A 19,039-nucleotide genomic window follows, 5' to 3' on the forward strand; every position below is an offset into this window, starting at 1 on the left:
AAATCAAAAGCCCCCCGACACGATGCCGGGGGGCCTGACTTTGCGCTAAAAACAGTCGTGCCGTGTAACGGCTAGGCGAGCTGGGAAATGAGATATTCCTTGATGGCGTCGATGGAATCTTCGCCGTTCAGCTCAATATATTTGAAACCGCCGTCCTTCATGTTCTTGTAGAAGTTGCAGGCAGCCATGGTTCCAGTGTTTTCATCATAGTAGATGTCGTGACGCTTGTTGATTGCTTCTTCATCCTGGTCGTCTTCACGAGCGGAGAGAGCGCCACCGCAGACGCGACACTTGTCGCCATCGGGAGAGATGGCCGGGATGCCGACGTTGTTCGGGTGGTTGGGGTTGTTTTCGCACAGACGGCGACCCATGATGCGGGCCTTGGCGATTTCGCGGGGCAGCTTGATTTCGATGACGTAGTCAAGCTTCACGCCGTCCTTCTGCAGAGCGTCCCACAGCTTTTCGCCCTGAACCAGGGAGCGGGGGAAGCCATCCAGCAGCCAACCTTCGGTGGAGCCGGACAGAACGTCGAGCACCATGGGGATGGTGATGTCGTCGGGAACGAGTTCGCCCTTGTTGATGTACTCCTTGGCTTTCATGCCGAGTTCGGTGCCGCCGCCGATGTGCTTGCGGAAAATGGCGCCGGATTCGATGTGATCCAGGTGGTACTTGTCCTTGGCAATGTTGCCCTGCGTGCCCTTGCCGCTGCCGTTGGGCCCAAAAATAAGAATGTTCATACTTGCTCCTCCTAAGATTGTGCAAAAGATCACATGCTCTTATCCCGGGAGGCCGGTGAAGTCAACGTTTGAACCCGAAAAGAACCCCGTTTACGGTAACTTTTGCAATCTTTTCGCCGGGAAATTGAAACACCGCTCCCAGACGTTTTTCAACCCAGGCAAAGTCGAGTTTGAGCAAGGAATCGGCCAGGACCTGCCCCGGCCCCAGAGCGTCGAGACGCCGCTTGTACATGCGCAGCCGCAGGGAGCTGTGCGACTCGTCCAGCAACGTTTTCGACAGCAGTTCGGAGCCTGTGTCCGAGGCGCTGACGGAACGGTCCCAATAATCCGCGTCCATGCGGCCCATTTTCCACATGCGGGCCACGGTCTCGGGGAAATTGGGGTTCTCTTCAAGGAAAAGGGGAAGGATGGAATGGCGCACCCGGTTGCGCTTGTAGCTCAGGTCCTCGTTGGAAGCATCCTCTCGCCACTGCACCCGGAGGGCTTCCAGGAAGGCCCGCAGGCGCGCCTTGGGCGTGAGCAGGAATGGACGCACCAGCGAACGCCGGGGATCATGCCCCTCCATGCCGGAAAGGGCGGGCCAGCCCACGCCGCGGGTCAGCCGCATGAGCACATCTTCGCACAAATCGTCCAGGTGATGCCCCACGGCAAGGCAATCGGCCTTCCTTTTCGCCATCACGCGCGCAAAAAACGCATAGCGCGCCTCGCGGCCAGCCTCTTCCACGCCGACGCCCCGTTCGGAAGCCAGGGAGGCCACATCGGCTGCCTCGACCACGCAGTCCACGCCCAAGGCCTTGCACAGCGCGCGGGCATGGTCGGCGTCGGCCCGGGACTCCTTGCGAAGTCCGTGGTCGAGATGGGCGGCGACGAGCGTGCCGTTGTTCTTGAGGCAAAGATACTTGAAGACCAGGAGCAGGGCGGTGGAATCGATTCCGCCGGAAAAGGCGGCAAGCACGGTCTTTCCGGCCAGATCCAGGCCCAGCTCCCGATTGAGGAACTTCTCGATGCCCAGGCAGAAATGCGCCCACTTCGGCGGAAGGTCCTGCAGGGTGGCAGGGGGCAGCATGGGCGCGGTACCGGGCATATTACACGGGGATGTCGAGCCCCTTGATCATGTCGTCAAGGAAATCGAGCATATGGTTGCGCTGTTCCGGCGTGCAGTAGGCGATGCAGGAGCAACGGATCTTGCTCTGACCACGCACCAGCAGTTCCATCTTGAACTTGTTGCCCGCCAGGTCTTCGATGGCCTCCAGGCACAGGATATGCGGCCCGCATTCCTCCCTGTGTTCCCTCTGTTCCTCGGTGAGCAGTTCCTCGGGCAGGGGCAGATAATAAATATCGTCGATGGGCCCGGCATACCCCTGTTCGGTGAGGTGCTTCTTGAGCTTGTCAAAATGCTCGTCAACGAGATCTTCTATGAGATAATTCCGCATTATTGTTCCTTTTTCGATGCTTCAATAAAACTTTCGACATCTTCGGGACTGCACGCGTCCCCGGTACCCTGCTTGCGGTCCATGTGCGCGCCGGGCGGCACCACCTCGTCGTCGAGGTTGAACATGCGGCGGGTGATGTCGATGAACCTTTCCGCGGCATGCTGTTCCTGACCGCGCCGCTTCAGGAAACAGATGGGTTCATGCAACACCTTGCGCCCGACGGAAAGCACCAGCGTTTCCAGCGCCTTTCGTGTCTGCGCATCCACATTGCCCAACCGTTTCAAGGTCTTTTCCAGCTCCTGGCGGGCCACATCCTCGCTCTTGTTCACCAGGTCCACGATGGTGGGCTGGAGGGTCAGGGACTGAAGCCAGCTGCCGAAGGTTTGGGTCTCGGTAGCCACCACGGCGTGGGCCTTGACGGCCTCGTCCTGGCGCTGGGCCATGTTTTCCTCCACCACTTCCTTCAGGTCGTCGATGTCGTAGAGGTACACGTTGTCCAGACCGTTGACGTCCGGGTCGATATCGCGCGGCACCGCGATGTCGATGAAAAACATGGGCCTGTTCTTGCGCGCCTTGAGCACGCCCTTCACGTCCTTGGCCCGGATCACGGTGGTGGGGGACCCGGTGGAGCTGATGACGATGTCCGCCTCGTGCAGGCGTTCGCCCAGGTGCTCGAACTGGACGGGCTCGCCCCGCATGGCATCGGCCAGGGCCTTGGCCCGGGCAAAGGTGCGGTTGACGATAAGCAGGTCCTGCACACCGTTGTTCATGAGGTGGGTGGCGGCCAGTTCAGCCATTTCCCCGGCCCCCACAAGCATGGCCGTGGTGCCTTTCAGGTCGCCGAAAATCTTCCTGGCCAGCTCCACGGCGGCAAAGCTGATGGACACCGCACTGGAGGCTATGGCCGTTTCGGTGCGCACCCGCTTGGCAACGGAAAAAGCCTTGTGCAGCAGACGGCTGACGATCGTGCGCGCCGTGCCCTTTTCCACGGCATTGCGGTAGGCGTCCTTGAGCTGGCCCAGAATCTGCGGCTCGCCCATGACCAGGGAATCCAGGCTGGAGGCCACGGTAAACAAGTGCTGCACCGCATCCAGACCCTTGTGCTGGTACACATGCTCCACAAGCACCTGGGGGCTGCCGCCGCAGGCTCCCGCCCAGTGGGAAAGCACCGAATCCAGCACCTCGTGCTCGGGAACGCCCTGGGAAACCACCACGATCTCCACCCGGTTGCAGGTGGAGAGGGCCATACATTCCCGCACGGGACAGTTGGCCATGAGGCCTTCCTCGAAGTTCTCCACGTTGGTGAGGGCGTACTTCTCGCGAATATCGACCCCGGCGGTCCTATGATTGAGTCCGATCAGGAATATCTTCCGGTTCATGGCATCTGCCTGAAGGTTATGGTGTGGTGAAGCAGGGAGGTGACCATGGCCGCGAAGACAATGATCATCATGACGGCGGGCTTTCTGCCTTTCCATCCCAGCAGGATCCTCTGGTGAAACAGGAACGCGAACAGGAACCAGACCGCCAGGGACGAAATCTTCATGACGTCCCAGGAAAAGGTCTTGTCCGGCGTGATCCAGTACCAAACGAACGAGGAAAAAAGCCCCAAGGTGTACAACGGGAACCCGATGGCCACACCCAGATGGTTGACCCTGTCAAAGATGGTCAGGGACGGGGTGTCCTTGCCGAGGCTCCTGAGCCCGGCCTTGGACTTGATCTTCTTGTTGTAGTGCAGAAACGCCAGGGCCGCACCAAAGGACATGGTCAGGACGGCCAGGGTCAGCACCAGGCTGCCGATATGCACGCTGAAGAACAGCACGGTCAGCTCCCGGGGGATGGCCACGCGCACGCTGCCCAGCGCCATGGAGGAAAGGAACAGCAGCAGGGCCAGGGGCAGGGCGGTCAGGCCCATGAAGGACAGCCGGAAACGCCACCAAAAAAAGAAATAGATGAGCAGCACGCTCCAGGCCAGGATGCTCAGGTAGACATTACCCTCGGTAAGGGCCATGCCGCGCTCCTGGTTGAAAATCCAGACGATATCGAGGGTATGCAGGGCAAAACCGACCACTGCCAGCCCCCCGGCAAGCTTCCTGAGCCGTGCATTGTCCATGGACGTGCCGGTCAGGATCAGGACGGTGCCCAACAGGTACAGCCCGATGATGGCGATCTGCAAAATCTCAAACAATCCCATTCAGCAACTCCGGTATGTTGTCGTGCAGCGAGGGAGGCAATGTTTCCTTAAGAATTTCCGCGGCGGCGTCAAGGTCGCCCGAGGCCAGGACCTCCAGCAGGTTCGAGTTCGCCAGCTGGCGGAACACGGCTGTATTTTCCTTGGTCTCGAGTCCAAGGCCGAGCATCATGGGGCGCAACGCACCCATGATGGAAAGAAGCTGCGCATATTCATCGCCAAAACTCTCCTGCAGTTCCCTGCGGATCCGCTTGGCCAGGGCAGGACTGCTGCCCGCCGTGGAAATGGCCACCGTGAGATCCCCGCGCCTGATGGAGGCGGGAACGATAAAGCTGCATTGCTCGGGCAGGTCCGCGATGTTGCACAGGATGCCGCGCTCGTCGCACAGCGCGCCAATGCGCTGGTTTACCTCGTGGTTGGACGTGGAGGCAATGACCATGAAAACGCCGTCCAGATCGCTCTCCCGGAATTCCCTGCGCTCGAAACGCACCTTGCCGCATTCAAGCAACCAGGCCATGTCCCGGCCGGGATCGGCCGTGTCGATGACCGTCACGCCACCCGCGCCGGAATCCAGCAGGGACTGCGCCTTGCGGCGGCCCACCTCGCCGGCGCCCACCACAAGGCAGTGCTTCTTTTCCAGGTTGAGGAACACGGGGTAGTAACGCATCAAGGTTCAATACACCAAGGCACCGCATACTGTAAAACCCCATTTTCCGCCGGTTTTCTTGCCATGCTCACGGGTTATGCGCTAAATGAAGCGGAAACCGGAAAGGATGCATGAAGCATTATCTTGTCATACAAATCGCCCGGTTCGGCGATCTCATCCAGACCAAACGTCTGGTAAAAACCCTGCTGTCCCGCCAGGACGGGGAGGTGCACCTGTGCATCGACAGCTCCCTGAAACGACTGGCGGAGCTGGTGTATCCCGAAACCATCCTCCATCCCATTGCGGCGCATGGAACGGGCCTGAACGGCGAACAGGCAATCCAGACCATGCTGATGGACAACCGCAAGGCCTTTGCCGCCATGCGGAACACAGGATTCGACGAAGTCTACAACCTGAATTTCTCGCCCCTCAATTTCCGCCTGGCCGCCTTGTTCGCCCCGGAAACCGTACGCGGCTACCGCTGGCAAAACGGACAGGAAATCATCTCCACTTGGTCCCAGATGGCCATGCGCTGGTCGCGGCAGCGCCGCATTGCCGTCAACCTCGTGGACTTCTGGGGCCTGTACTGTACGGACGCCATTGCCCCGGAACAGGTGAATCCCGAGGCAACCCCCAAGGGCGGGGGCATCGGGGTGGTGCTGGCGGGACGGGAATCGCGCCGTTCCCTGCCGCCCAAACTCCTGGCCCAAATTTCAGCTGCAATGTCAAAGGGTAACCAGAACTCTAGACTGCTCCTGCTGGGCAGCGTATCCGAACGCAGGGCAGGGGAGGAGCTCCTCCGGGAACTGCCCGAACCGGTCGCCGCCAATACCGAAAACCTGGCCGGGAAAACCAATTGGGACGCCCTGCTGGAGATTGTGGGCTCCCTTGACCGTGTGCTCACGCCGGACACGGGCACCATGCACCTGGCCGCACATCTGGGCACGCCGGTAAACGCCTTTTTCCTGTCCTCGGCATGGTGCTTCGAAACCGGCCCCTACGGGCTGGGACACACGGTTTACCAGGCCGTCACCCATTGCCTGCCGTGCCTGGAGACCCAGGCCTGCACCAATAGCCTGGAATGCCTGGACGGCTTCCTGCAGCCGCAATTCATACGATTCCTGCTCACGGGCAAGGCCGAACACGCCCCGTGCGGCATAACGGCCTATCATACGGAGGTGGATGATTTCGGCATAACCTACGAACCCTTTGCCGGAGAAGACCCGGATGCCCAGCAGCGCAGGGAGTTCCGGCGCTTCCTGGCCCGACACGTCGGGAAAAGCCGGGAAGACGGCCACCATGACCACGCCTTCGCCCGGCAGCTCTACCGCGACAAGGACTGGCTGGCCGAGGACATTCCCGGCATTCCGTCACCGGTATTCGATTGATCATATTTCTTAACGAGATACTTGAAAGTCTAGAAAAACAACCAAAGATCGGAGTAACGGCATAAAATGAACAACCACTTGAAAATACTCGTTGTTCTTCCTCTTTATGGCGGTTCCCTGCCTGTGGGCAGGTTCTGCGCCAGCGCCCTCAGGGAACTGGGCCATAACGTTGAAGTCTTCGAGGCACCGGATTTCTATGCATCCTACTCCGCGCTCAAAAATCTCAAGGTGACCACCGACAGGCTGGACTATCTTCAGAACACCTATCTCCAGGTGGTCAGCCAGGCGGTGCTGGCCAAGGCGGAAACCTTCGAGCCCGACCTGGTGCTGGCCATGGCCCAGGCCCCGCTCACCCACCAGGCCCTCAAACGCCTGCGGCGCGACAACGTGCCCACGGCCATGTGGTTTGTCGAGGACTACAACCTGTTCACCTACTGGAAGTCCTACGCGCCGTTCTACGATATCTTCGCGGTCATCCAGAAGGGGCGGGTCTTCGACGAACTCGGCAAGATCGGGGCGAACAACGTGCTCTACCTGCCGCTGGCGGCCCAGCCAGACTTTCACAAACCTCTGGAACTCGGCTCCATAGACAGGAAAAAATACGGGTCGGACATTTCCTTCATGGGGGCGGGATACCCCAACCGGCGCGTGGCCTTCCGCAAACTGGTGGGCAAGGATTTCAAAATCTGGGGCAATGAATGGGACGGCGACCACGTCCTCAAGCCGCTCGTGCAGCTGGACGGCAGGCGGGTTTCCTCCGAGGAATGCGTCAAGATATTCAATGCCACGCGCATCAATCTCAACCTCCATTCCAGCATCCAGGCGGACACGCTGGTGACGCACGGCGATTTCATCAATCCGCGCACCTTCGAGCTCTGCGCCTGCGGCGCATTCCAGCTCGTGGACAAGCGCCAGCTCATGGCCGAAGCCTTTGCCGAAGATGAATTGGCCACCTTCGGATCCATGGACGACCTGCTGGCCAGGATCGAACATTTCCTGGCCCATCCCGAGGAATGCGCGGCCTATGCGGAAAAAGGCAGGGCGCGGGTGCTCAAAGACCACACCTATGCGGCCAGAATGCAGAGCCTGCTCGACTTCACTGCGGAGCGCCTGCCGGACTGGCCCCGGGAACGCCAGCGCACGGAACTCTTTTCCGGCGAATTCCCGCCCGAGCTCAGGCAGGCCATCGCCAGGCTCCTCCAGGAACTCAAGCTGCCCGAAGACGTCGGTTTCGAGGACCTGGTCTGGGCCATCCGCCAGCAGCAGGGCACGCTTTCCGACCTGGACACTTCCATCCTGTTCCTGGATGAATGGCGCAAGCTCTACGGAAAAAAAAGCTGACATCGCGCCAAAGGGGTCGCCCTTTTGCAATCCTCACTATGATAAACACAAAGAAGAGCGGGCCATGGCCCGCTCTTCTTTGTGTTTATAGTCAGGGGATGCAAGGGGGATTATTCCCCTTGCCCGCCGGAGGCATTACCTGTTTCTTTTTTTGAACTGGCGACGCCAGGCATTCAACCTGGGCTCTTCCCCCTGGTCCTTGGCGTGGTAGAACACACGCCCGGCAAGCTGCGAGGGAAGATACTCCTGATCGGCCCAGGCCTTGGGAAAATTGTGCGGGTAGAGATAGCCCCGACCATATCCCCACTCCCTGTGCAGCGCGGTGGAGGCGTTGCGCAGATGTAGGGGAACCGGCTGAGCGCCATTCTCCCGGATCTCCTTTTGCGTGGTCCGGTAAGCCTGGTACGTGGCGTTGCTTTTGGGAGCCAGGGCCAGGTATACGGCGGTCTCGGCCATGATGATGCCGCCCTCGGGCAACCCCACGGTCTCCACGGCCTGGTGACAGGCCACAGCCATGGCAAGGGCATTGGGATCCCCGAGCCCGATATCCTCGGAGGCGGAAATGATCAGCCGCCGGGTAATGAAGCGGGGGTCCTCGCCACTTTCCACGAGGCTGGTCATGTAGTAGACCGCCGCGTCCGGGTCGCTGCCCCGGATGGACTTGATCAACGCCGAGGCCAGCTCATAGTGGGAATCGCCGTCGCGATCACCGCGAATGACGATATCCGGCAAAGTCTCGCGCAGATTGTCCACATCCAGCTTGTCCTTGGGCAACTCCGCGGTATATTCCAACAGATTCAAGAGGGTACGGGCATCCCCGCCGGACATTGTCGCCAGAAACTGTATGCTTTCATCGGCCAGTTCCAACCCGAGTTCCTCGGCCCCGCGGCTTGCCACCTTCGCCAGCTCATCACGGCTCAGGGGCCGTAAACGCAGGACGTGCAGCCGGGAAAGCAATTGGCGGGTGACGCTGTAGGAAGGATTCTCCGTGGTGCTGGCGATCATGGTGATCTCGCCGGATTCGAGTATGGGCAGGAAAAAGTCCTGCTGGGACTTGGAAAAACGGTGCAACTCGTCAAGCACCAGAATCTTGTTGCCGGGCAGCTTCTTACGCAGGGCGGTCAGCCCGGCCTCGGGTGCGCTCAGGCGAATGAACGGCTTTCCATTGGCCTTGGCCAGAAGCAGGGCAAGAGTGGATTTTCCGCAGCCCGGAGGGCCGAACAGCAACAGGCTGGGCAGCCGGGGCGAACGCTGAATAGCGTCGATGCGGTTGCGAATATGCCCCTGACCGATGAACTCCTCAATGGAGGTGGGACGGATGCGGTCCGCAAGAGGTTGATTTTCGGTGATTTCCAGCTTCATGACTTCAAGGCTTCCCGTGCATAAAATGAAAGACTCAGACAGTGCATTGCCGCGGTTTCCCAGCGCAGGACACTGCTTCCCAGGGACACGGCCGAAAATCCTTTGTGCATGAACGCCTCCGCCTCGTGATCCGCAAAGCCGCCTTCCGGGCCAATGACGATGAGCGTCCTGCCCCGGGCCAGTTCGGCGGGGGAAAGCAGGGCGCCTTGCTCATTTTCCCAAGCGATTATGGTCCGGTCGAATCCCTTGCCGTATTCCGCAACGCCCTGAACGCCGCCGGAAACGACATCGAACTCGGGCAGCCAGGCGCTGCCGCACTGCTTGGCGGCCTGGACCGCCTTTTCCAGCCAGCTTTCCTTGGCATCGCCGGGGACCTTTCCCTGGCTGAATTCCGCCTGCCAGAAGACAATCCCCCCGGCCTGCAACTCAACCGCCTTTTCCAGCAGGTAACTACGCCTGGACGACTTGTTCCACCCCAGGGCCAGCCACACCCCGCCATCGGAGGTTCCATGATCCTTCAGCTCAAGGGCCTTCAACACGGCATGGGACTTGGATGTCTCCAGCACTTCGAAATCGCCCTCGCGTCCGACGCCGTCGAAAAGGCGCACAATCTCGCCGGGCCGGGTGCGTAACACCTTGACCATGTGCCTGGCCTCGGCTCCTTCCAGCGCCACGGCATCACCGTGCGCGACAGGCCACCGTGCCGGGGGAAGATGAAATGAATTCTTTCTGGCCATATCAAATGAAAAGGGCCGGGAAGCGAAATCCCGGCCCCATGGTTGCTAGATTTCGCCCCGGATGAGATCCTCGTAGGTCTCGCGTTTGCGGGCCACCGTAACCTTGTCGCCGTCCACCAGCAATTCGCAGGCGCGCCTGCGGCTGTTGTAATTGGAGGACATGGTGAACCCGTATGCGCCTGCGGAGAAAACCGCCAGGAGCTCGCCCTGTTCCACGGCCGGGATATCCCGGTCGCGGGCCAGGAAGTCGCTGGATTCGCAAATGGGCCCCACAATGTCCACATCGACCACGCCACGGCCGCGTTCCTCCACCTCGGCAATGCGATGGTAGGAATCGTACAGGGCGGGGCGTACCAGGTCGTTCATGGCTCCGTCCACAATGACGAAATTCTTGCTCGGGGTCTGCTTCGTGTAGACCACCTCGGTGATCATGATACCGGCATTGCCCGCAATGACGCGGCCCGGTTCGAGAATGACCGTCAGCGGCAGATCCTTGAGCTTTTCGGTCAGGGCCTTGCCGAATTCCTCGGGATGGGGCGGTTCCTCCTCGTTATAACGGATGCCCAGGCCACCGCCGAGATCAAGGAACTTGATCTCCACGCCCATGTCGCCAAGTTGGTTGTAAAAAGCGATGAGCTTATCCAGGGCCTCCAGGAAGGGCTCGATGGTGGTGAGCTGGGAACCGATATGGCAATCCATGCCCACGGGTTCCACGAACTCCATATCCCGGGCCCGCTCATAGGCCTTGAGGGAATGCTCGATATCCAGGCCGAACTTGTTCTTTTTCATACCCGTGGAAATATACGGGTGGGTCTTGGGATCCACGTCCGGGTTGATGCGGAAGCTGACCTTGGCGACCTTGCCCATGTCCCCGGCCACCTCGTTGATGCGCTCCAGCTCGGCAGTGGACTCCACGTTGAACATGAGGATCCCGGCCTCAAGGGCCTCACGGATTTCATGGGTCTTCTTGCCCACGCCGGAATAAACGATCTTTTCCGGAGCAACACCGGCCTTGAGCGCACGGTACAGCTCGCCGCCGGAAACGATATCCATGCCCGCGCCCTGTTGGGCCAGCAGCCGCAGCAGCGAAACGTTGGAATTGGCCTTGACCGAATAGCACGTCAGGTGATCGAGACCTCTGAAGGCGGAATCAAAGGCCTCGAAATGACGACGCAGGGTCGCGGCGGAGTAGATATAAAGCGGCGTGCCGTACTGCTCGGCAAGCTGCCGGACGCCGACTTCCTCGGCGTGGAGCTTTCCTTCACGGTACTGAAAATGATGCATGCCAACTCTCCTTGGGGTGATACATTAAGGTGTTGCTACGTAAATATCTGTGGAAACCAACCCCAGGGACGAGAGTTCATTCACTCCCACCACCCGGAAACGGTATTCGACTTCGGGATCGAGCCCGCAGTAGGACAGCTGCAGGACGCTGTTGGTCATGGTGAAACCCGCTTCCCCCCGGGAAAGGCGGACACCCTGACGGGGCATGAACGGGCACTCGGGGCAGCCCTGGCCTGGACCGTCGCCCACGGGCTCCAATTGGAGATGGACAAAGGAAAGGCGGTCCCTGGCTCCGGAAACATGAAATTCAAGATACAGGCAGGTACCGTCCTGCCGCTGGCCCTTGAGCAGGGAAAGCCCGAAACTGTCCTCGCCCTTGTCCGCCTTGGGCCACTCCTTGTAGCCAATGGCGCACCCGGCCGTGAACAGAAGCAGGGAAACCAGGATAAGTGTCAGTATCTTTCTGGAATCGCTCATAATCAACCCTTGACGGCTCCCTTCCAGCGATGCAGCAGGGTCAGCGCTTCGATGGGCGTCATCCCGTCGATGTCCAATCCTTCCAGTTCCCCGATGATGGGATGCGTTTGCGCTTCCATTTCGGGCTGTTGCGGGGCTGGAACCATGCCGGGCAGCAAGGTCTGGCAGACCCGGTCGACGGTTATGGATTTGGTATCCTGCGATTTTTCCTCGAGTTGCGCAAGGATTTCCCGCGCCCGGCCGACCACGGGCTTGGGCACGCCCGCCAGTTTGGCCACTTCGATGCCGTAGCTGCGGTCCGCCGCGCCGGGCACCAGTTTGCGCAGGAAAACAATGTCGCCTTTCCATTCCTTGACCGCGATGTTCAGGTTGCGCAGGCCCTCGATCTTGCCTTCCAGCGAGGTCAACTCGTGATAATGGGTGGCGAACAGGGTGCGGATACCGCCCCGGGCGCGCTTGGAAAGCTCTTCCACCACGGACCAGGCCAGGGCAAGGCCGTCAAAGGTGCTGGTGCCGCGGCCGATCTCGTCGAGAATGACCAGGCTGCGCATGGTTGCCTGACGCAGGATACGCGCGGTCTCCATCATCTCGACCATGAACGTGGACTGTCCCTGAGCCAGGTTGTCCGAAGCGCCCACGCGTGAGAAGACGCGGTCCACCAGGCCGAGCTTGGCGCTGCGGGCCGGCACAAAGGAGCCGATCTGAGCCATGATGGTCATAATGGCCACCTGGCGGAGCACCGTGGACTTACCGGCCATGTTCGGCCCGGTAATGAGCAGGATGCGGCGATCCTGGCCGATCTTGAGGTCGTTGGGGATGTAGTTGGCCGCGCCCATGGAATCCTCGACCACGGGATGACGTCCGGCCTCGATCTCCAGTTCCATGCCGTCGTGCAGTTCGGGCTTGGTCCAGTCGTTGACGCGGGCGGATTCGGCCAGGGACTGCCAGTAGTCCAGCCCGGCGATGACGCCGGCCATGAACAGAAAACGGCCACGGGATTGCGCCAGTGTCTCGCGAAGCTTCTGGAACAAGTTGTATTCCAGGCTTTTCCGCTTTTCCGATGCGGTGAGCATCTTGTCCTCGAGCTCTTTGAGTTCGGGCGTGATGTAGCGTTCGCAATTGACCAGGGTCTGCCTGCGGATAAAATGCTCGGGCACATCGCCCTGATAGGCCTTTGAAATTTCAAGATAATACCCGAAGACCTTGTTGAAGCCCATCTTGATCTTGGGAATGCCGCTTTCCTCGATCTCCTTTTGCTGCAACTCCTTGAGCCGGGCCTCGCCGTGTTCGGTGAGTTCTATGTACTCGTCCAGCTCGGCGTCATAGCCCTGCTTGAACAGGCCGCCATCCGTGATCACCGGAGGGGGGCTGTCCACCAGGGCGTTGTGCAGCAGCACGGAAAGGTCGTCCATGTCGTCCCATTTCCCGAGCACGCGCTTGAGCTCCGAGGCTTCGTCCAGTTCCTCCGCCTCCAGCACAGCGCGAAGGCGGGGCAGGGCGGAAAGGCTCTGGCGCAGGGCTATGAAATCCTTGGGCGTGGCCCTGCCGAGAAACACGCGGGTGGACAGCCGCTCCATGTCATAGACGCTGTCCAGTTCGTGCCGGACATCCGCTCGCAGGGAGTCGCGTCCGAAAAAGAACTCAACCATATCCATGGTCTTGTCGATGGGACCGAGATCGCGCCAGGGCTGGCGCAGCCGGGTCTCCAGCAGACGGCCGCCCATGGGGGTCATGGTTCGGTCCAGCACCTTCCACAGGGTTCCCAGGCCGGTACGGCCGTCCAGGCGACGGAAGATTTCAAGGTTGCGCTCGGTGACCTCGTCCAGCAGCAGGTGCTTGCCCAGGTTGAGCGGCTTGAATTCGCCAAGATGATTGAAGTTTCCTTTTTGGGTCTGCTCCAGGTAGAGCAGCAGGGCGCCGCAGGCGCGCACCAGTTCCTTCTTGTCCTCCAGATCGATGGTTTCCAGGGAAACGATGTCCTGGGCTTCCAGAATGCGGTCGCGAGCACGGTTCAAATCAAAATGCGTTCCCGGAGGAACCGCAGTCACCTGTGCGGAAAGATCGCCGTACTGGGGAGGAACCGTGCATCCCTGGGCCAAGAGCATCTCGCTCGGGGCGACCTTCATGGCCCATTGCCACAGCTCGGGCTCCCGCTTGGAGAACAGCCCCGACCATTCGCCCGTGGAAAAATCGACCCAGGCCAATCCACCGGAATTCCTGTTGGAATCCCAATACATGGCCGCCAGGTAGTTATGGGTCTTGGCCTTGAGGTTGGAGTCCTCCACCACGGTGCCCGGGGTGAGCACGCGGGTTACGGCGCGCTGCACCAATCCCTTGGCCTGCTTGGGATCCTCGATCTGATCGCAGATGGCGATCTTGAATCCCTGCTCGAGCAGCTTGGCCAGATAGGGCTCAATGGAATGATGCGGAACCCCGCACATGGGGATGGGATTGTCGTCCTTGGAATTGCGGCTTGTCAGGGCGATCTGCACGGCCCTGGCCACGGTTTCGGCATCCTCGAAAAAAAGCTCGTAAAAGTCGCCCATGCGGAAAAAAAGCAGGGCGTCGGGGTTCTCTTCCTTGAAACGCAGGTACTGCTCCAACATGGGAGTCAGCTTGATCTTCGGCTTGGTGGTCGTGGTCACGGTATCTTACTGGGAGAAATCTTTCCGGAATTTGATGGAATGCCAGCTACGGCAACGAGGGCAGATGAAGAACAGCGTGTCGCGCTTGAGTCCGCAATTGCCACAATAAAAACGGCGCACCTCTCGGGCGCGGGCCATGAAAAACTTGAGCTGCTGCTTGAAGAACTTGGTCAGGGTCTGTTCCGCCTGGGAGAGCTCGAAAAGCTCCAGACGCGCAAGCCAGAAATCGGGGTCGAGCACCAGGGTCTTTTCAAACCAGCGCATGGCCTCGTCCACGTCACGGTTCTTGAGCAGCAATTCTGCGCCGTAATAGTAGAGCAGCACGTCGGGCTCCAGTGACTCGAGCTGGGGAATGACGGCCTCGACCACATCCTTGGTGGAGCAGGCGCTGGCCCAGTCATGTCCCTCCGAACCTTCCCGCTCGCGCATGGCTTCCGCCTTGCAGACATCCTGATACAGCCCCTCAAGAAGCACAAAACGGATCCCGGGATCCACCTGCTCAAGGGCCTGTTTGAGCCGGGAGCCGACCTTGGAGGCCGAGCCGTGGCGGTAGGCCTGAACCACGGTCTCCAACCAGGCTTCAACGGAACCGGGATAGGCCCGCACGGCCTGCTTCAGGGCCTTGGTCCCATGGGCCTCATCCCCGTTGCGAAAGCATTCCTGGGCATGGCGCACCAGATAGTGCGCCCGGGGCAAAGGCTGATCCAGCCGGGCATAGGCATCCGCCGCATCCTGGAAGGAACTGCGCTCGGCGGCCAGTCGAGCCATCTCCAGGTGGATTTCCCGGTTGTCGCCCACCAGCTCGCGAGCCTTGGAAAAGGCGTCTTCCGCGCGATCCAGGAAACCGCCGCGCCGGAAGTCCCTTCCGAGCTCGAACCAGGCGCGGGCCTTGAACTTGGGATCAAGGCCGGGCCTGACGATAAGACTGTTTCTGATCTGGATGGCCCGTTCTATTTCCCCCTGGGAACGATACAGACTTCCGAGCGCAAGATAGATTTCAACCGCTTCGGGGTTGTTCTTGACCACCTGGCTGAGTTCGTCGATGGCCGCACGGGTATCCTGCATGGGCAGGCTTTCCGCGCCCAGGGCGTTGGCGGCGCGAACATCCGTTTCAGGGGACTTCAGTCGCTTGCGTCGAAAAAGATTCCAGACCAAAACGGCTCCTTAGGCTTTTTCACCCTCGTCACCGGAGACTTCCACCGCTGCGGCGTACGGCTCTTCGGTGATGGGCATGTTACGAAGGGAATTGAGTTCCTGCTCCAAGCCGACCATGCGGGTGCGGCATTCGCGAAGCTGCTTGGCGGCGCGGACTTTGTCCATGGCCAGGTAGATCAGGGTCAGAACGGCGCCGAACAGGAAGCCGCCCAGCACCAGCAGATACAGGGGAAGCGGAATGGAACGGAGATCCGCAACATAGGGGATGGTCAGCTTGAGCACCAGGGCCTGGGAGAGAATTTCGTTATTCTGGCTGAAGAACAGGATGGAAAGCACAAAGAACAGGGCCAGAAAAATAACTTTCAAATAACGCATCCGGTAAGACTCCTTATTTGTTTATTTCATCGAACAAGGGCTTCAGGCTCCTGTACGTTGAAAGCAGATGTTGCGGAATAACGCTTGTTTCTCCAAAAACCGCCATGAACGACGCATCGCCGTTCCAGCGGGGAACTATCTGAAAATGCAGGTGGGCGGCAATGCCCGCGCCCGCAGCTTCGCCGATGTTCAACCCGGTGTTGATGCCCTGGGGCCTGAAATACCGCTGGATGATCTCCACGCAGCGCTGCATCCAGAGCATGCAGTCGTTGGCCTCCTCGGTGGCCAGGTCCGTCAGGCAGCTCACGTGCCGGTAGGGCGACACCATCAGATGCCCATTATTGTACGGAAACTTGTTCATGATGACAAAACAATGTTTCCCCCTGGCAAGCACCAGCCTTTCCTCATCCTCGACCGTATCCTCGGGAATGCAGAAGACGCATTCGTCCGGCTTGGGCCCCAATATGTAATCAAGACGCCACGGCGCCCACAAAACATCCATTATTATTACGCTCCGAATGTTGAAACAAAACAGAAGATTTTATTACACGGACGAGGCCGGAAGGGCAAGCGGTCCATGGCCGGCTAGCCGTCAGCCATCCATTCGGATTTATATTGCTTTTTCAAACGCAGAGCCATGGCGAGCTGATCCTTGCGCGTTTCCACCTTTCCATCGAGCTTGGCCGCCATGATCCTGTCGAGAATCTTGGTGAAGACCGGCCCCTCGGGAATGCCCATCTCCAGGAGGTCATTGCCGTCCATATCGATGGATTCATACCGCAGCCGCGCCAGATACTGGGAAATATTCCTGCGGATCTCCTCCTTCTTGCTGCGGGCCATGAGGAACAGCACTCCCTCCAGCGGAATGGGATGCAAAATGGAGTAGAGCTTGCTCAATGGCGAAACCTTCTCCTTCCAACCCATGAGCTTCATGAGCGCATCCCCTATCTGGTCCCGCAGGGCCAGGAACTCCCGTTCCTCGCGCTTGGAAAAGAAAAGGCGGGCAGTGATCTGGGAAGCCTCCTCGCGGCTGGTGCCCATGGTCATGCCCAGGAAATAGATCTTCCACGAGTCGGCCCGGTCCTCCAGGTAAAGCAGCTTATACCAGTTGTAGACCTTTTCCAGCTCCATGAGGACCCGGACGCGTTCAGTGGTGAGCTTGAGCAGGGGATGAATGGCCTCGAGCAGCTTGAGCTCTTCCATGCGGTTGAGCACATCGAGGGGATTCTCCTCTTCCATGATCAACTGAAGCTCATGGCTGATGCGGCTTCCGGAAAGACGGTTAAACAAATTGAGCTGCAGGGCGTTTTTGATCAGGCGCATGGTCTGGCCGCCGATGGTGAACCCGAAACGCCGCTCGAAACGGATGGCCCGCAGGATGCGGGTGGGGTCCTCCACGAAGCTCAGGGAATGGAGCACGCGTATCTGCCTGTTCTTGATGTCCTTTTCCGCGCTGAAAAAGTCCACCAGCTGCCCGAACTTGCCGGGATTGAGACGCAGGGCCAGGGCATTGACCGTGAAATCCCGCCGGTACAGGTCCATCTTGATGGAGGAAAGCTCCACCGTAGGCAGGGCGGCAGGGTACTGGTAATACTCCAGGCGGGCCGTGGCCACGTCGATGCGCTGCCCATCGTCCAGCACGCACACCGCCGTCTTGAACTTCTTGTGCGCCTTGACCCGTCCCCCCATCTTGTCCACAAAGGCCCGGGCAAAGGCAATGCCGTCGCCTTCCACCACCAGATCGATGTCCAGGTTGGCCTTGCCAAGCAGAATATCGCGGACAAAACCACCCACGGCATAAAGTTCCCAGCCCATCTCCGCGGCAAGATCCCCAGCGGTCTTGAGCAGCTGCACCACGGCCTCGGGCAGGCGGTTGCGCACATGGGAGTTGATGCTGCGCTCCCTGCGCTGGCCTGGCTTGAGGGAATCCGGGATACGGGCCGGTTCCTCCACCAGCAGATTGACGAGATCCGTGCGGGTGATCACCCCCACCAACGCGTCGTGCTCCACCACGGGAAGCAACCGCTGGCGCTTGTTGAGTATGATCTCCATGACCTGGTACAGGGCCGCCTCAGGATCAACGGCCTGAAAATTGGTGATCATGTACTCGCTGACGGGCATTTCCTCCAGACCATGCCCCACGGCCTTGTCCGCAATCTTATGCTCGAGCAGCCCCACGCACTGCATGGAATCCTTGCCCACCACAGGAACGCCCTTGAGCCCAAAACGGCTCATGAGTTCGTCCGCCTCGTGCATGGTGGCGGTTTCCTCGATATATTTCGGGGGTATGGACATGAGCCCCTTGACCACCACGGTGGGATTGATTTCGGAATAGAACAGGGCGAAGAGGTCGTCCCTGACCTCGGCCAGGGTCTTGTCCTTGATGGTGGCCGAGGCGGCATAGGCGTGCCCGCCGCCTCCAATGGAGGAGCATATCTTGCCCACATTGACTTCCGGGTTCTTGGAGCGGGCCACCACGTGAATGCGGTCGCCCATGCGCCCCATGGCGAAAACCACCTGGATGTCCTCCACATCCATCATCTTGTGCACCAGAAACGCAAAATCCGGAATGAAGGAATCCGTGCTGATCTCGGTAAGCACCACCTCGACGCCGTTGAAATCATGGGTCTTGGCGTTGTCCAGCAATTGGCCGAGATACCCGATATGCTCGGCGGAGAGCTCCCGGCTCAGAAGATCCGAAATGGCCTCCAGGTCCATGCCCTTTTCGCACAGCCAGGCTGCGGCAGTGAAGTCGTGCGGGGTCGTGGAGGAAAATCCGAAGGAACCGGTGTCCTCATAAATGCCGAGCCCCAGCACGGTGGCCTCCTCGGCGCTCAGCTCCACCTCCCGCTCGATCATGTCCCTGACCAGGATGGCCGTGGTGGAACCCCACGGAAGCACGACACTTTTATAGGCCTCGAGATCCTCGTCCGAATCGGGATGATGATCATAGGTATGGATGACCAGACCTTCCTTGTCCAACAGGGGACGCACATGAGGCAGGCGGGAACGCTGGCGGGTATCGACCACCACGAGCAGCTTGACGGAATCAGGATCTATGTCCTTAAAGTTCTTGAAATTGAAAAGATAGGTCATACTCTGGATGTAAAAATTCCTGAGCGTTTTTTCCTGACTGCCCGGAAAAATGAGCACGGAATCCGGATAGAGCTTGCTGGCCGCGACCATGGCGGCCAGGGCGTCGAAATCGGCGTTGGCGTGCGCCGTGATGACGGTGGGGGCATCAATTAATGTATTTATCTTCTTCATTTCA

17 protein-coding genes are annotated in these 19,039 nt (G+C 59.6%); 2 read left to right on the forward strand and 15 right to left on the reverse strand.

The genetic code is table 11. The features are described 5' to 3' along the window. Window positions 1-71: 71 nt before the first annotated feature. The 6 genes from FGL65_RS12010 to FGL65_RS12035 form a co-directional block, all read right to left on the reverse strand. The gene (locus FGL65_RS12010) at window positions 72-737 is read right to left on the reverse strand and encodes an adenylate kinase (protein ID WP_147821430.1); all 666 of its coding nucleotides are present in this window, start codon (window positions 735-737) and stop codon (window positions 72-74) included. A gap of 61 nt (window positions 738-798) precedes the next feature. After that, window positions 799-1,803, reverse strand: coding sequence for a tRNA lysidine(34) synthetase TilS (tilS, locus tag FGL65_RS12015; protein WP_187170375.1), 1,005 nt, complete (start codon window positions 1,801-1,803; stop codon window positions 799-801). A gap of 19 nt (window positions 1,804-1,822) precedes the next feature. Beyond that, window positions 1,823-2,170: a hypothetical protein gene (locus tag FGL65_RS12020; protein WP_147821432.1), complete on the reverse strand. Its 348-nt coding sequence runs from the start codon at window positions 2,168-2,170 to the stop codon at window positions 1,823-1,825. Continuing rightward, window positions 2,170-3,549 (reverse strand): glutamyl-tRNA reductase, encoded by a 1,380-nt coding sequence (gene hemA / locus FGL65_RS12025; RefSeq protein ID WP_147821433.1) that lies wholly within the window; start codon window positions 3,547-3,549, stop codon window positions 2,170-2,172. Before hemA ends, FGL65_RS12020 begins: the two co-directional genes overlap by 1 nt. After that, on the reverse strand, window positions 3,546-4,361 hold the full coding sequence (ccsA, locus tag FGL65_RS12030; protein ID WP_147821434.1) for a cytochrome c biogenesis protein CcsA: 816 nt from the start codon (window positions 4,359-4,361) through the stop codon (window positions 3,546-3,548). The genes hemA and ccsA overlap by 4 nt, the downstream gene beginning before the upstream one ends. Then, window positions 4,348-5,025 carry a precorrin-2 dehydrogenase/sirohydrochlorin ferrochelatase family protein gene (locus tag FGL65_RS12035; protein WP_147822743.1) on the reverse strand — a complete coding sequence of 226 codons (678 nt, stop codon included), beginning with the start codon at window positions 5,023-5,025 and terminating at the stop codon, window positions 4,348-4,350. Before FGL65_RS12035 ends, ccsA begins: the two co-directional genes overlap by 14 nt. Window positions 5,026-5,135: 110 nt before the next feature. Between FGL65_RS12035 and FGL65_RS12040 the strand changes: the two genes are divergently transcribed. Both FGL65_RS12040 and FGL65_RS12045 read left to right on the forward strand, forming a co-directional pair. Beyond that, window positions 5,136-6,392 carry a glycosyltransferase family 9 protein gene (locus FGL65_RS12040; RefSeq protein ID WP_147821435.1) on the forward strand — a complete coding sequence of 419 codons (1,257 nt, stop codon included), beginning with the start codon at window positions 5,136-5,138 and terminating at the stop codon, window positions 6,390-6,392. Between the two features lie 66 nt (window positions 6,393-6,458). Next, window positions 6,459-7,733, forward strand: coding sequence for a CgeB family protein (locus FGL65_RS12045; protein WP_147821436.1), 1,275 nt, complete (start codon window positions 6,459-6,461; stop codon window positions 7,731-7,733). Between the two features lie 135 nt (window positions 7,734-7,868). On the opposite strand, the gene FGL65_RS12050 is transcribed toward FGL65_RS12045, so the two are convergent. The 9 genes from FGL65_RS12050 to FGL65_RS12090 form a co-directional block, all read right to left on the reverse strand. Continuing rightward, window positions 7,869-9,095, reverse strand: a complete 1,227-nt coding sequence (locus FGL65_RS12050; RefSeq protein WP_147821437.1) for a replication-associated recombination protein A — start codon at window positions 9,093-9,095, stop codon at window positions 7,869-7,871. After that, entirely contained in the window at window positions 9,092-9,769 is a 678-nt protein-coding gene (locus FGL65_RS12055; protein WP_348981253.1) for an RsmE family RNA methyltransferase, read from the reverse strand. The genes FGL65_RS12050 and FGL65_RS12055 overlap by 4 nt, the downstream gene beginning before the upstream one ends. A gap of 108 nt (window positions 9,770-9,877) precedes the next feature. After that, window positions 9,878-11,116 carry a diaminopimelate decarboxylase gene (gene lysA / locus FGL65_RS12060; protein ID WP_147821439.1) on the reverse strand — a complete coding sequence of 413 codons (1,239 nt, stop codon included), beginning with the start codon at window positions 11,114-11,116 and terminating at the stop codon, window positions 9,878-9,880. Window positions 11,117-11,140: 24 nt separating this feature from the next. Next, window positions 11,141-11,593, reverse strand: a complete 453-nt coding sequence (locus FGL65_RS12065) for a hypothetical protein (protein WP_147821440.1) — start codon at window positions 11,591-11,593, stop codon at window positions 11,141-11,143. A gap of 2 nt (window positions 11,594-11,595) precedes the next feature. Next, window positions 11,596-14,199, reverse strand: a complete 2,604-nt coding sequence (gene mutS / locus FGL65_RS12070; RefSeq protein ID WP_147822744.1) for a DNA mismatch repair protein MutS — start codon at window positions 14,197-14,199, stop codon at window positions 11,596-11,598. 45 nt (window positions 14,200-14,244) lie between these two features. After that, window positions 14,245-15,393 carry a tetratricopeptide repeat protein gene (locus tag FGL65_RS12075; RefSeq protein WP_250645476.1) on the reverse strand — a complete coding sequence of 383 codons (1,149 nt, stop codon included), beginning with the start codon at window positions 15,391-15,393 and terminating at the stop codon, window positions 14,245-14,247. 9 nt (window positions 15,394-15,402) lie between these two features. Then, on the reverse strand, window positions 15,403-15,768 hold the full coding sequence (locus FGL65_RS12080; protein ID WP_147821441.1) for a LapA family protein: 366 nt from the start codon (window positions 15,766-15,768) through the stop codon (window positions 15,403-15,405). Between the two features lie 13 nt (window positions 15,769-15,781). Next, window positions 15,782-16,270: an HIT family protein gene (locus FGL65_RS12085; protein ID WP_147821442.1), complete on the reverse strand. Its 489-nt coding sequence runs from the start codon at window positions 16,268-16,270 to the stop codon at window positions 15,782-15,784. 83 nt (window positions 16,271-16,353) lie between these two features. Continuing rightward, window positions 16,354-19,035, reverse strand: a complete 2,682-nt coding sequence (locus FGL65_RS12090; protein WP_147821443.1) for a CBS domain-containing protein — start codon at window positions 19,033-19,035, stop codon at window positions 16,354-16,356. Between the last annotated feature and the right edge of the window lie 4 nt (window positions 19,036-19,039).

It is taken from the genome of Salidesulfovibrio onnuriiensis (assembly GCF_008001235.1).
Lineage (GTDB): Bacteria > Desulfobacterota > Desulfovibrionia > Desulfovibrionales > Desulfovibrionaceae > Pseudodesulfovibrio > Pseudodesulfovibrio onnuriiensis.